Origin of the sequence: Aeromonas sp. 600282, from assembly GCF_049175755.1 — a bacterium.
Classification (GTDB): domain Bacteria; phylum Pseudomonadota; class Gammaproteobacteria; order Enterobacterales; family Aeromonadaceae; genus Aeromonas; species Aeromonas veronii_A.
The window spans coordinates 79,961-93,298 of the sequence record NZ_JAAKVR010000004.1 but is presented as its reverse complement, the minus strand read 5'-3'; the positions used below and the strand labels follow the sequence as shown (position 1 = coordinate 93,298).

General features: G+C 61.6%; 13 protein-coding genes. 5 read left to right on the top strand and 8 right to left on the bottom strand.

Features of this window, described 5'->3' with window-relative positions:
* Positions 1-64 precede the first annotated feature (64 nt).
* A complete protein-coding gene (locus G5137_RS05995; RefSeq protein ID WP_151287165.1) occupies positions 65-2,620 on the top strand; it encodes a TRAP transporter permease in 2,556 nt (851 codons plus the stop codon).
* A gap of 75 nt (positions 2,621-2,695) precedes the next feature.
* On the opposite strand, the gene pmbA is transcribed toward G5137_RS05995, so the two are convergent.
* Positions 2,696-4,039, bottom strand: coding sequence for a metalloprotease PmbA (gene pmbA, locus G5137_RS05990; RefSeq protein ID WP_337073099.1), 1,344 nt, complete (start codon positions 4,037-4,039; stop codon positions 2,696-2,698).
* A 114-nt stretch (positions 4,040-4,153) separates the two neighbouring features.
* Here pmbA and yjgA point away from each other — a divergent pair, with 114 nt between their 5' ends.
* Positions 4,154-4,678: a ribosome biogenesis factor YjgA gene (yjgA, locus tag G5137_RS05985; RefSeq protein WP_019444852.1), complete on the top strand. Its 525-nt coding sequence runs from the start codon at positions 4,154-4,156 to the stop codon at positions 4,676-4,678.
* 394 nt (positions 4,679-5,072) lie between these two features.
* Positions 5,073-5,849 (top strand): gamma-glutamyl-gamma-aminobutyrate hydrolase family protein, encoded by a 777-nt coding sequence (locus G5137_RS05980; protein WP_005342837.1) that lies wholly within the window; start codon positions 5,073-5,075, stop codon positions 5,847-5,849.
* 3 nt (positions 5,850-5,852) lie between these two features.
* Here the strand turns inward: G5137_RS05980 and G5137_RS05975 are convergent, their stop codons facing one another.
* The gene (locus G5137_RS05975; protein WP_041234382.1) at positions 5,853-6,236 is read right to left on the bottom strand and encodes a hypothetical protein; all 384 of its coding nucleotides are present in this window, start codon (positions 6,234-6,236) and stop codon (positions 5,853-5,855) included.
* A gap of 145 nt (positions 6,237-6,381) precedes the next feature.
* Between G5137_RS05975 and G5137_RS05970 the strand changes: the two genes are divergently transcribed.
* Positions 6,382-7,908: a cyclic nucleotide-binding domain-containing protein gene (locus G5137_RS05970; protein ID WP_421255099.1), complete on the top strand. Its 1,527-nt coding sequence runs from the start codon at positions 6,382-6,384 to the stop codon at positions 7,906-7,908.
* Positions 7,909-7,953: 45 nt separating this feature from the next.
* Positions 7,954-8,352 carry an STY0301 family protein gene (locus G5137_RS05965; protein ID WP_421255066.1) on the top strand — a complete coding sequence of 133 codons (399 nt, stop codon included), beginning with the start codon at positions 7,954-7,956 and terminating at the stop codon, positions 8,350-8,352.
* 76 nt (positions 8,353-8,428) lie between these two features.
* On the opposite strand, the gene G5137_RS05960 is transcribed toward G5137_RS05965, so the two are convergent.
* The 6 genes from G5137_RS05960 to lptM all read right to left on the bottom strand — a co-directional run bounded on the left by G5137_RS05960 (position 8,429) and on the right by lptM (position 13,279).
* Complete coding sequence (locus tag G5137_RS05960) at positions 8,429-9,139, bottom strand: HAD-IA family hydrolase (RefSeq protein WP_421223073.1); 711 nt, start codon at positions 9,137-9,139, stop codon at positions 8,429-8,431.
* Between the two features lie 32 nt (positions 9,140-9,171).
* Positions 9,172-10,149: a tyrosine recombinase XerC gene (gene xerC / locus G5137_RS05955; protein ID WP_421205631.1), complete on the bottom strand. Its 978-nt coding sequence runs from the start codon at positions 10,147-10,149 to the stop codon at positions 9,172-9,174.
* Complete coding sequence (locus tag G5137_RS05950; RefSeq protein ID WP_421255065.1) at positions 10,142-10,822, bottom strand: DUF484 family protein; 681 nt, start codon at positions 10,820-10,822, stop codon at positions 10,142-10,144. The genes xerC and G5137_RS05950 overlap by 8 nt, the downstream gene beginning before the upstream one ends.
* A 91-nt stretch (positions 10,823-10,913) precedes the next feature.
* Entirely contained in the window at positions 10,914-11,744 is an 831-nt protein-coding gene (dapF, locus tag G5137_RS05945) for a diaminopimelate epimerase (protein ID WP_005336371.1), read from the bottom strand.
* Between the two features lie 75 nt (positions 11,745-11,819).
* Positions 11,820-13,070: a diaminopimelate decarboxylase gene (gene lysA / locus G5137_RS05940; RefSeq protein WP_421205633.1), complete on the bottom strand. Its 1,251-nt coding sequence runs from the start codon at positions 13,068-13,070 to the stop codon at positions 11,820-11,822.
* 32 nt (positions 13,071-13,102) lie between these two features.
* Entirely contained in the window at positions 13,103-13,279 is a 177-nt protein-coding gene (lptM, locus tag G5137_RS05935; protein WP_019444858.1) for an LPS translocon maturation chaperone LptM, read from the bottom strand.
* Positions 13,280-13,338: the final 59 nt, after the last annotated feature.

Sequence of the window (13,338 nt, the reverse complement as noted above, 5' to 3'; positions counted from 1 at the left end):
GTCTGCCGCCTGATTGCGGGGGCGGGTGTCGCTCTTGTTGTACTCGTTGGCACAAGTTAACCCTATGCAAGATAAACAACTCTCTACCGAGGAACTGATCGCCCAGGATGTGGGCGCTCGCCTGCCGCTGGGCATCATGGGCTGGCTCATCACAGCTCTGGCGCTGGCCTGGTCCCTGTTCCAGCTCTGGATCGCCTCGCCACTCCCCTTCATGGTGGGGTTTGGCGTACTCAATGACACCGAAACCCGCTCCATTCACCTCACCTTTGCCCTGTTGCTCGCTTTTCTAGTGTTCCCGGCGTTTCGCTCCTCGCCGCGGGATCGAGTTCCCCTCGGTGATATCGCCCTCGGTCTGATCGCCGCTGGCGCCGCGTCTTACCTGTTCGTGATGTATGAAGCGCTGGCGCTGCGCCCCGGCACCCTCACCACCGCCGATCTGGTGACCGCCTGCATCGGCATTCCGCTGCTGCTGGAAGCGGCGCGCCGCGCCCTGGGGCCGGCACTGGCGGTCATCGCCATCGTCTTTCTGGTCTACAGCCTGGCGGGCCCCTGGATGCCGGGCCTGCTGGCACACCGCGGAGTAGGCTTTACCGCGCTGGCCAACCACCAGTGGATCACCACCGAAGGGGTGTTCGGCATCGCCCTTGGCGTCTCCACCAGCTTCGTGTTCCTGTTCGTGCTGTTCGGCGCCCTGCTGGAGCGGGCCGGTGCCGGTCACTACTTTATCCAGCTCGCCTTCAGCCTGCTCGGTCACCTTCGTGGCGGCCCGGCCAAGGCGGCAGTGGTCGCCTCCGGCCTCACCGGTCTGATTTCCGGCTCGTCGATTGCCAACGTGGTGACCACCGGCACCTTCACCATCCCGATGATGAAGAAGGTGGGCTTCAGTTCAGAGAAAGCGGGGGCGGTGGAAGTGGCCTCCTCGGTCAACGGCCAGATCATGCCGCCGGTGATGGGGGCTGCGGCTTTCCTGATGGTCGAATACGTGGGCATCCCCTATGTGGAGATCATCAAGCACGCATTCCTGCCTGCCGCCATCTCCTACATAGCGCTGCTCTACATCGTCCATCTGGAGGCACTGAAACTGGGCATGCAGCCCATCGGCAACCATCAACCCAAACCCTGGCTGCGTCGCCTGACCGGTTTTGCCTTTGGCGCGGCCCTCATCAGCGGCCTGTCACTGGCGGTCTACTATGGCCTCGGCTGGCTCAAACCTGCACTGGGTGACTACGCCCTGCCGGGGATCTCGGTACTGCTGGCTGCCACCTATGTGGCTCTGTTGAAGATCGCCGCCAGCAATGAACCACTGCCTGCCGAAGATCCCGACAAGCCGCTCACCGAGTTGCCCAACACCCGCGCCGTGCTGCTCTCCGGCCTGCACTTCCTGCTGCCGGTGGTAGTACTGGTATGGTGCCTGATGGTGGAACGCCTCTCGCCGGGGCTATCGGCCTTCTGGGGGACCGTGATGCTGGTGATCATCCTGCTGACCCAGCGCCCGCTGCTCAACTGGCTGCGCAAGGACGGCAAGCACGACTACGGCACGGTCGCTGATGGCGTGGTGGATCTGCGGGAAGGGCTGGTTGCCGGTGCCCGCAACATGATCGGTATCGGCATTGCCACCGCCACCGCGGGGATTATCGTGGGTGCGGTCTCCCAGACCGGGGTCGGTCTGGTGCTGGCGGATCTGGTGGAGTTCCTCTCCATGGGCAACCTGCTGCTGATGCTGCTGCTCACCGCCCTGTTGAGCCTGATCCTCGGCATGGGGCTGCCGACCACTGCCAACTACATCGTGGTGTCCAGCCTGCTGGCGCCGGTGGTGGTGACGCTGGGGCAGCAAAACGGGCTGATCGTGCCGCTGATCGCGGTGCACCTGTTCGTATTCTACTTCGGCATCATGGCGGATGTGACGCCACCGGTGGGGCTGGCCTCCTTCGCGGCAGCCGCTGTCTCCAAGGGCGATCCCATCAAGACCGGGATCACCGCCTTCTACTACAGCCTGCGTACCGCAGCGCTGCCGTTCCTGTTTATCTTCAACACCGATCTGCTGCTGATCGACGTGGACTTCGCCCACGGCGTGCTGATCTTCATCGTGGCGACCATCGCCATGCTGATCTTCGCCGCCGCCACTCAGGGGTGGTTCCTGGTGAAGAGCCGCTGGTACGAGAGCGTGCTGCTGTTGCTGGTCGCCTTTACCCTGTTCCGCCCGGGTTTCTGGATGGACATGGTGCACGACCCCTATCGCGAGACCCCGCCTGCACAGCTGGCCCAAACCATGGGTGAAGTGGAAGCAGAGAGCACCCTGCGGCTGCGGATCCTCGGTGAAGATGCAGTGGGCAAGCCACGCAAGTTCACCCTGCTGGTCGCCGTACCGGATGGGGCGAATGGCGAAGAGCGGCTGGCCAATCTGGGGCTGAGCCTCTATGAGCAGGATGGCAAGACGCTGATCGACAACGTCGCCTTTGGTAGCCCGGCCGCCACCATGGGGCTGGAGTTCGATCAGGAGATCCTCACCGTCAAGGCGCCGACCGAGCGCTGGACCAAGGAGTGGATGTGGATCCCGGGCTTCCTGCTGTTCGGGGTGATCGTCTGGCTGCAGCGTCGCCGCAGCGTCAAGGCCGGTTAATCCGCCAGGCAAATAAGACAGAGGGCCACGATTGCGGCCCTCTTTTTATGGATATCGATCTCGCTGCAGCGGCGATCAGTGACCCGCCAGCTTCATATTCTCTACCAGCACCGAGCCGGTCTTGAGACTGGAGCGCTCATCCTCGTCACGGCCCACCGCCACGATGTGGCTGAACATCTCGGCCAGATTGCCGGCGATGGTGATCTCCTCGACCGGATAGGCTATCTCGCCATTCTCGACCCAGAAACCGGCGGCGCCGCGGGAGTAGTCGCCATTGACGATATTGACCCCCTGTCCCATCAGCTCGGTCACCAGCAGGCCGGTGCCCATCTCTTTGAGCATGCCTTGAAAATCCTGGCCGGTATTGGAAACCTGCCAGTTGTGGATACCTCCAGCATGCCCCGTGGTGGTCAACCCCAGCTTGCGCGCAGAGTAGGAGGTGAGCAGCCAGCTCATCAGCTCGCCGTTACGGATGATATCCATATCGCGGGTACGCACCCCTTCCCCATCAAACGGGGTACTGGCGAGCCCGCCCAGCAGGTGGGGGAACTCCTGAATGGTGAGCCACTCGGGCAGGATCTGCTTGCCCAATTTGTCGAGCAGGAAGCTCGACTTGCGATAGAGGTTGCCCCCGCTGATGGCCATCACCAAATGGCCCCACAGGCCGGAGGCAGTGTCCGGGTGGAACAGCACAGGCGCATGGCGGGTGGAGATCTTGCGGGCGCCGAGGCGGGAGACGGTACGCTCAACGGCTTCGTCCGCAATGCGCTGCGGGCTCCAGAGCCCGTCGAGAGTACGGCTGGAGGAGTAGCCGTAATCACGCTGCATGTCGCCATCCTGCTCGCCGATCAGCACACAGCTCAGGGAGTTGCGCGACGCCGCGTAGCCTTTGACGAAGCCGTGGCTGTTGCCATAGACCTTGATGCCGAGATGGCTGGAGAAACCGGCACCGTCGGAGTGCTTGATGCGGGCATCGCGACCAAGCGCCAGCCGCTCGCACTCGATGGCCAGCTCGATGCCGCGCCGGGGATCCAGCTCGATTTGGTGACACAGTTGCAGATCGGGGGCATCCCAGGCCAGCAGCTCGGCGTCCGCCAGACCGGCGCAATCATCGGCCGAGGTGTGGCGGGCAATCTCGATGGCCGCTTCAACTGCGGCACGAATGGCGGGTTTGCTCAGATCGGTGGTCGAAGAAGAGCCCTTGCAACCATCGCGATAGACGGCGATGCCGAGGGCGCCATCCTTATTGAATTCAATGCTTTCCAGTTCACAACCCCGGGTGTTCACCGACAACCCGGTCTGCTTGCTGATGGAGACTTCGGCCAGCGAGGCGCCCAGTCCTTTGGCTATCTCCAGGGCTTCGGCAACCACGGCCTCGAGATGGGCTTGATCCTGGCGGATTTGGTCTTGCTGATCCATAACTCACATCTGTATGAAAGAAGGAAAGGGGGGTAAGCATATCAGACCCCTGCGCCCAGCGGGAGAAGCTGGTAACATATCCACCAAACGTGAATGACAGGAATCAAGAGACCGATGAGTCAATATCAAGACGACAACGAGTTCGAAGACTGGGGCCCCAGTAAGAGCCAGCTCAAGCGCGATGCCGAAGCATTGCAGAAAATGGGGGAAGAGATCGTCTCCCTCAGCCACAGCGAGCTGGAAAAAATCCCGTTGGATGAAGAGCTTGCAGAAGCTGTCGAGCTGGGTCGCAAGCTCAAGCCGAAGAAGGATGAGTCCTTCCGTCGCCATCTGCAGTTCATCGGCCGCCTGATGCGCAGCCGCGATATCGAGCCGATTGCCGAAGCGCTCTCCATCATCAAGAACCGTCACTCCACCGTGAATGCCCGTCTGCACCGCCTGGAGCAGTGGCGCGAACGCCTGATCACCGAAGGTGACAGCGCCCTCAACGAGCTGATGTCCCAGTTCCACGAACTGGATCGCCAGAAGCTGCGCCAGCTGATCCGCAACGCCAACAAGGAGCGGGAGCTAAACAAGCCGCCGGTTGCCTATCGCGAGATGTACCAGTATCTGCGCGGCGAGATCGAAGACCTGTTGTGATCCCCGAAGCACGCCTCCCCTCGCGGAGGCGTGTTTATCTTGATGCATTTACGCCTTCCCACCTCCACCACCCTGCGCGTTTAATATATCCACCACCATGGTGCTCCTGCTGTACATCTCTATCCAGTTTCTCCAGTAAAATCGCCACTCAAGAATCATCACAAACAAAATCGTTAACAATTCAGCATCATTTTGTTTGACATATTGAACGGCCTTGGCAGACTGGGGAGAGGATCCAGGCTGTCGCTGCCCAAGATGACTGACGATTCTGCCACCCGGTACGACGCGGGATCCCATGACCATGCCTTGAGGCATGCCCTTGCCCAGCCGATGTGCAAGGGTCTGCCCAAGGTGCAGGATGAGACTTTAACGCCAGGGATAATCAGGGTGTCCTATGCCAAATTCCGTACTCGCCACCAGCCGTAAACCCGTCGTGCTGATGACCATGGGGGCCCAGCCCCGTAACGGCCACGCCTATCAGGTAATGACCCACAAATACATCATGCCGCTGGTAGAGATCAGCGGCTGCGTCCCGCTGCTGGTACCCACCTGCTGCGGCACCGCCGATCTGGAGCAATATCTGGATCTGGCTGACGGCATCTATCTGAGCGGCGCCGGCTCCAACATCGATCCGGCGCTTTACGGGCAGGAGAACCTCACCCCGGAGAAACAGCAGGACAGGGATCGCGACCTGTTCGATCTGCCCCTCATCAAGGGAGCGCTCGCCCGTGGCTTGCCGATCCTCGGGATCTGTCGCGGCATGCAGGAGATCAACGTGGCACTGGGCGGCGATATCCACCAGAAGGTCTACACCGAACCGGGTTATGACGATCATCGGGAAGATGCCGACGACCCGGTCGACGAACAGTATGGGCCAAGCCATCAGATTGAGCTGCTGCCAGGCAGCTGGTTTGCCGAACTGATGGGGGCTGAACAGATACCGGTCAACTCCCTGCATGGACAGGGGCTAAACCGTCTTGGTGCTGGCCTGGAGCCGCTGGCACATGCCGAAGATGGGCTGGTCGAGGCCATCCATGCCCCGACCCTCTCCCCTTTCCTGCTGGCAGTACAGTGGCACCCGGAGTGGAAAGCCAGCGAAAATCCTCACTCCATCAAGATCTTCCAGGCCTTTGGTGACGCCTGCCGACGCCGTCAGAGAGATAGCCATTAACGCTTATTCACCAAATCCTCGCGCCTTGAGCTTGGGTAATCCGCCCCGCTCGGGGCGCAGGGTACGGCAGATATCCATCCCCTTCAGTCCACGCTGGATATGGTCAGGCGAGTGACCAAACACCATGCCGTTGCTGCGGTAGAGGTTGTTGTCATCCAGTTCGAACTTCTCGCCTCCGATCAGCAACTGCTCCCGGCCATTGATCTTGTCACCCCGTTTGATGGGTACCTTCATATCGCTCAGCACCTCACCGGTGGCACACCCCTCGCGCCAGTGCGCCTCACTGGAGAAGGGGGTGATGACGATCTCGCGCCAGGACCCATCCCGGAATTCGACCCGGTACTTGTCGACCAGCAGATCGCAGCCCGCCAATGGCAACATAACCATCAAACAGATGATTTTCTTTGAAAATTTCACTTAATCGCACTCCTTTGCCCGGTTCTGCACAGGATAAATAAATTGCAGCCCCAACGCACCATTTCCCCGTGCCGGAACGGCTATGCTGGAAATAAAACCATCACAAGGGGCCGCCATGTTCAGCGACAACCTCACTGCGCTACCCACACTGATATGGATCCGCGAACACCCGTTCTGGACCCTGCTCACCCTCTCTCTGATGCTGCTTCACTTCTGGCGCCGCCCCGGGCAACGACGAGAGCTGCTCTCCGAGCTCAGCTTCGTGATGATAAGCACTGTCGTGATCCTGCTGATCCAGTTGGAAGGGGGCTGGTTCAAACTACCTCTGCCCCATCAATTGCTGATCGAGATCTCCACCCTGCTGGCCGGCCTGATATTGGTAAAAGTGTGGGGGATACTGCTGTTCGAATTTCTTCTGCCCCTCTGCCAGATCCGCATCCCGCGGATCATCGCCGACATCGTCATCACCATCGGCTATATCGGCTGGGGTCTGTTTCGCCTCTACGCCTCCGGCATGGCGCTCGGGGAGATAGTCACCACCTCGGCGGTGATCACCGCGGTCATCGCCTTCGCCATGCAGGATACTTTGGGCAATCTGCTGGCCGGGGTCTCCATTCAGCTCGACAACTCCATCGCCATCGGGGACTGGCTGCAAGTGGACACCACCCAGGGCCGGGTAGTGGAGATCAACTGGCGTGCCACCACCATCGAGACCCGCAACTGGGAAACTGTGGTCATCCCCAACAGTCATCTGCTCAAACAGCGCTTCACCGTGCTCGGGCGTCGCCGTGGCGAGCCGCTGCAGTGGCGACGCTGGGTCTGGTTCGATCTGACCCTGGATACCCTGCCGACCCAGATCATCGCCCTGATCGAGAAATCCCTGCGAGAGACCAAGCTCCCCTGCGTCGCCAAGCATCCGCAACCGGACTGCCTGCTGATGAACGTCGAAGGGGGCATCGCCCGCTATGCAGTGCGCTACTGGCTGACCGACCTGGCTCGCGACGATCCGACCGACTCCATGGTGCGCAGCCTGATCGATGCCGCCCTGCGCCGCAACGATCGCCGCCTCACCCCACCGATCTTCAACGTCTTTATGGCCAAGGAGAAGCAGCATCTGGATGCCCGCCACAAGCGCCACACCGCCGAACGAACCGATACCCTGCGCAAGCTGCCGCTGTTTGCCATGTTGCAGGAGAACGAGCTGCTCCAGCTGGCCGATCAGGTGAAGTTCGCCCCCTTCGTCAGCGGCGACATCATGCTGGAGCAGGGGGATGTCTCCAGCTGGCTGTTCGTGCTGGTCAAAGGGGAGGCCGAGATGGTGGTCAATGTCGAAGGGCGAGAGCTGAAACTCGGTACGCTCAACGCGGGAGACTTTTTTGGCGAACTGAGCCTGCTCACCGGCGAGCCCAGCTCCTTCACGGTGCGGGCGGTGGCCACCGTCGAAACCTATCGCATCAATCAGGCAATGTTTCAGGAGTTGGTGATGCAGCGCGAGTCGCTGGTCGAGCCCCTCTACCGGGTGCTGAGCGACCGCCAGCAGGAGCAGCGGGCCCTGCTGGAGCGGGAGGCGGAAGCCATGAAGCAACCACCACAACAGCTTGATCTGCTTGATAAACTGATGAAGCTGTTCGGGGGCAGATGACGTAGCATGGCATCTTGTTGAGGACGTGAAGAGAAAACAGCAGCCATGTTACTGACAACCCTGGCCCTTGCCGCCAGCCTGCAATTTGATTGTCCTGCCACCATCGAGGCTCGCCAGCAGCTGCTGACCCCGCAGCAGGGCTGGCAGGCCGTGACCCGCAACGACAACGGCAAACCTGGCGAGCGCCTCACCCATCGGCTGGATCGTCTCTCCCTGTTTGACGGAAATCCCGATGAGCGGGTCCAGCTCAAACCGGATAATGGCGACAGCGACGAGCTCCACTACTGGAGCCAGCTCGATAGCAGCCTGCGCCCGCTCTATCTGGTCTGCCGCTATCAGAACAGCGCCATCACCCTGCAGCAGGCGCTGCCCGTCGGCATCAGCTACTGCCGCGTCAACCAGCGCGATCGCAACACCCTGCTCGGGTTGATTTGTCGCAAATAGCGGGCGTAACCCCTTGCCATATATCGCTATTCGCTGACAGCCATTACCGCCTGAGCGTGGCCACCCGCCAGCGCCATCAGAGCAGCAGCTCGGCCAGCTCCTCCAGTGCCGTCAGCTCCACGTCCGGCAACAGTTGCAGCTGTTGCCACGGTTGCTGCCGTTCGTTGAGCCAGGCGGCGCGAAAGCCATGCAGACGGGCACCCAGTACATCGGTCTCGGGATGATCCCCCACATGGAGGATCCGCTGCGCAGGCAGCTTGAGGGCACTGCGGGTCTGCTCAAACATATCCGGCGCCGGTTTCATCCTGGCGCCCGCCCCCGCCTTGCAGACCAGCGTGAAGTAGCGATCCAGCCCGGCCTGAAGCAGATCCAGATTGCCGTTGGTGATGACCACCAGCGGGTAGCGTTCGGCCAATCTGGCCAGCAGCTGATGAGTGGACTCGCTCACATCGATCTTCGAGCGCTCTGCCAGAAACGCAGCAAAGACCTGCTCCGCCTCGCGACTGGCCTGCTGGTCGGCCATCCCCCCCTCGACCATGGCGGCGCGGATGGTCTGCTGGCGCGCCAGGCTGACATCGTGGCGCAGCCCGGGGTTGGCCAGCAACACAGCGCGTTTTAGCTCCAGCCAGCGTGGCTTGTCGAGCATGGCTGTCGCCAGATATTCGCTGCGCAGATGGCTCAACATCCACTGCTCGGCCCGCACGATGGCGGGGCCGTTGTCATAGAGGGTGTCATCGAGGTCAAACGAGATGGCAGCAACCGGCTGCCAGCGGCGATAGAAGTGCATGGACTATCCTCTGCAACGGGGCTCAGGGCCCGTTATTCATCGTCCTGCGCATCCGGGTCACGCTTGGCCCTGGGGTGGGCGCTGTCGTAAACCTTGGCCAGATGCTGGAAGTCGAGGTGGGTATAGATCTGGGTGGTGGAGAGGTCGGCATGTCCCAGCAGCTCCTGAACCGCCCGGAGATCGCCGGAAGACTCCAGCATATGGGTGGCGAAGCTGTGGCGCAGCTTGTGGGGATGGACGTGGGAGTTAAGCGCCTGCTTGTTGCCCCAGCCATCGAGGCGGGCCTGCACCGAGCGCGCCGACAGCCGCTGCTTGCGGTTGGAGACAAACAGCGCCTCGCTCTCATCCCCGGCCAGCAGCGGGCGCACCTTGAGCCACTTCTGCAGCCACTCGACCGCCATCCGGCCGATGGGCAGCACCCGCTCCCGCGAGCCCTTGCCGGTCACCTTGAGCTGGCGGTCGTCGAGCTTCAGATCCACCAGATTGATCCCCACCAGCTCGGCCAGACGCAGCCCTGAAGAGTACATCAGCTCCATGATGGCGCGATCCCGCACCGCCAGCGGATCCTGCTCGTCGGTAATGTTGAGCAGCTGGTGCATCTCGTCCACATCGAGGTTTTTCGGCAGCGGCCGCCCCTGTTTGGGGGTGACGATACCGCGAGCCGGATTGGCGGTGAGCCGCCCCTGCCGCACCTGCCAGTCGCAAAAGCTGCGCAGGGCCGAGACCTTGGTGGAAAGGGAACGAGGAGCAAGGCCCCCCTTGTGCATCCGGGTCACCAGAGTGCGCACCTGACTCGCCTCGAGCCGACCCCAATCAGTGAGCCCGAGGGCCACCAGCTCGGCGGTCATCGCCTCCAGATGGGCTTGATAGTTATTGCGGGTATGAGGGCTGAGCTGACGCTCGACCCTCAGGTATTCGATAAAGGCCGCCAGCTCGTCCGCCAGTGCCGCAGGCAGTGGCGGTGCGATGACGGGTGCTTTGGCAGGCGCCTTGGCCGGTGTTCTAGCCATGAGTCAACTCGGGCAGACGCAGTTGCAGCAGGCGCCCCAGTTGGCCCAGCAGCAGGGTGTCGTTGTGGGGAGTAAAGTGGCCGGGATCCGAGCTGGCGAAGGCCAGCACACCGAGATCGCCGAGCCGCATCAGGGCCACCGAGTTGACCAGCACATCATGGCCAAACAGCGCCTGCTTCTCGCTCTGGCTCAGGCGGCCAAAGTAGTAATCCTGCCCCGGCAGACGCTGACCCAGCAGGGATTCGAGCTGCTTGCCCTGCGCCAGAAAGCGCTGCTCGGGCCCGCTCAGGGCAAACTTCTTGGGATTGAGCCAGAGCCGCAGCCCGGTCAGGCGCAGCCGCTGGACAAAGGCCTTGCCCATCACGGCACTTACCTCGAACAGGGTCTGGCAGCCGTACAGCTCGCCGTAGAGATCGGCATAGACCCGGAAGATCCGCTCGTTTTCGCTGGCGATCCCCATCAATTCGGTGATCTCCTGCTCCAGCTGTTCGATCCGCTCGCGCTGACGCTCCAGCTGGCGCTCGACCAGCGAGACCGACCCTTTGCGTTCATGGGGAATGCGGATCCGGTCCAGCACGGCGGCATGGCGTTGGAAAAACTCGGGATAACGGGCCAGGTACTCCAGCACAGTGGCTTCATTCACCGATTGCTCCTGCCGTTTGAGTTCGCTCATAAATTGGTTGATCCATCAGAGAAATGGGGCTCGCTGCCCCGACATCATGGGCAAAGGGGGCCAGCGCCCCCCGTACCTGAACCTTTATCGGCTAAACCTCTATCTGGCCGTCAAACACATGCTCGGCGGGGCCTGTCATGTAGACCGGCTGGCCCGGCCCCTTCCAGGCGATGGTCAGCTTGCCGCCCGGCAGACTGACGGTGACCCGCTCCTTGAGCTTGCCCTGACTGATGCCAATCACCGCCGCCGCACAGGCACCGGTGCCGCAGGCCAGGGTCTCGCCACAGCCCCGCTCGAATACACGCAGTTTGATCTCGGTGGCGTTGACCATCTCCATGAAGCCGACGTTGACCCGCTCGGGAAAACGCTCGTGGCGCTCCATGATGGCACCCAGCGTTTCGACCGGCGCATCGGCGACCGAAGGCACTTCGATGACGCAGTGGGGATTGCCCATGGAGACCACGCCACACATCACGGTATGCTCCTGCGCCCGCAACAGATAGGTTTTCTCTGCCTTCTGGGCCCGGAACGGGATCTTGCCCGGCTCAAACTGGGGAACACCCATGTTGACCGTGACCTGGTTCTCCCCCTCCAGCTGCAACACGATGCGACCCCGGGCGGTGCTGACCGCGATGCGATCCCGGTTTATCAGCCCCTTGAGACGCACGAAACGGGCAAAACAGCGGGCACCGTTGCCACACTGCTCCACCTCGCTGCCATCGGCATTGAAAATGCGATAGTGAAAGTCGAGTTCAGGGTCATAGGGCGGCTCCACCAGCAGCAGCTGGTCAAAGCCGATCCCGAAGTGGCGATCTGCCAGCTTCTTGATGACGTCATTGCTGAAAAATACCTTCTGGGTGACGCCATCCACCACCATGAAGTCGTTGCCCAAGCCATGCATCTTGGAAAAATCTATCAACATCGTGCATTCCTGTGCTGTTAGGGCTGTAAAAACTCACCGTCAACCGTTATGAAATCATTGTCCCAGCCTGCGCCATCAGGGCAGCAGGTGCTCACCGCGCCAGAGATCGGCCAACTGCTCACGCTCGCGGATCAGGTGCGCCTTGGCACCATCCACCAGCACTTCGGCTGCGCGCGGACGGGTGTTGTAGTTGGATGACATGGTAAAGCCGTAGGCTCCGGCCGAACGCACCGCCAGCAGGGAGCCCTCGGCAATGGCCAGGGTGCGCTCCTTGCCGAGGAAGTCGCCGGTCTCGCACACCGGGCCCACCACGTCATAGAGCGCGGGAGCATGGCCGGCACGGCTATCCACCTCGATGATGTTCATCCAGGCGCCGTAGAGCGAAGGGCGCAGCATGTCGTTCATGCCGGCATCGATCAGCGCGAAGTTGCGGGTCTCGCCCGGCTTCAGGTACTCGACCCGGGTCAGCAGCACGCCGGCATTGGCGACGATGGCGCGGCCCGGCTCGAACAGCAGGGTCAGATCCCGGCCCGCCAGCTTCTGCTTCAGCGCTTCGGCGTACTCGGTCGGATGGGGCGGCTGCTCGGAACCGTAGTTGACCCCCAGACCCCCCCCCACGTCCAGATGATGGATATGAATGCCTTCCGCTGCCAGACCGTCGATCAGCCGCAGCAACTTGTCAGCCGCTTCCATAAAGGGATTCAATTCAGTGAGTTGCGAGCCGATATGGCAATCCACCCCGACGATCTCGATGTTCGCCATCGCGGCCGCCTTGCGATAGATGGCTGGCGCCAGCTCGATGGGAATGCCGAACTTGTTCTGCTTGAGGCCGGTGGATATATAGGGGTGAGTACCGGCATCGATATCCGGATTGACCCGCACCGAGACGCGAGCCTTCTTGCCCATGCTGCCCGCCACCCGATTGAGGCGCTCCAGCTCGGCTTCCGACTCCAGATTGAAGCAGAGGATCTCTTTATCCAGCGCGAGGCGCATCTCCGCTTCACTCTTGGCGACCCCGGAGAAGACCACTTTGGCCGGATCACCGCCCGCCGCCAGTACCCGCGACAGCTCGCCACCGGAGACGATGTCAAACCCCGAGCCCAGACGGGCCAGCAGGTTGAGCAGCGCCAGGTTAGAGTTGGCCTTCACCGCATAGCAGATCAGATGGGGAATATCGCCAGCGGCCTTGTCGAAGGCGTGCCAGTGGCGCTCGAGGGTCGCACGGGAGTAGACGTAAAGCGGGGTACCGTACTGCTCGGCAAGCTGTTGCAGCGGGGTTTGCTCGGCCTGAAGCTGGCCGTCGGCGTCGTAGTTAAAGTGATCCAAGGGGGCGGTTCCTTCCTAGAATGGGTGCGGCATTAGTGCGGCGCGGCCTCGGTGGCAGCCTCAGTGGTCGCAGGCGGCGCTGCTTGCGGTGTACTCTGGCTCTGTGGCTGCTCGGGGGGCGGCATATAGAGCGGCCCCTTCAGACCGCACGCGGCCAACCCGAGGGACAGAAGAGTGGCAAGCAGACACTTGGTGAACTGGGTGATCATAATGGTTCGCTGCGAAAAAATTTTTGGCCCTCTATAATCGCACTCACATTGTTAAAAGC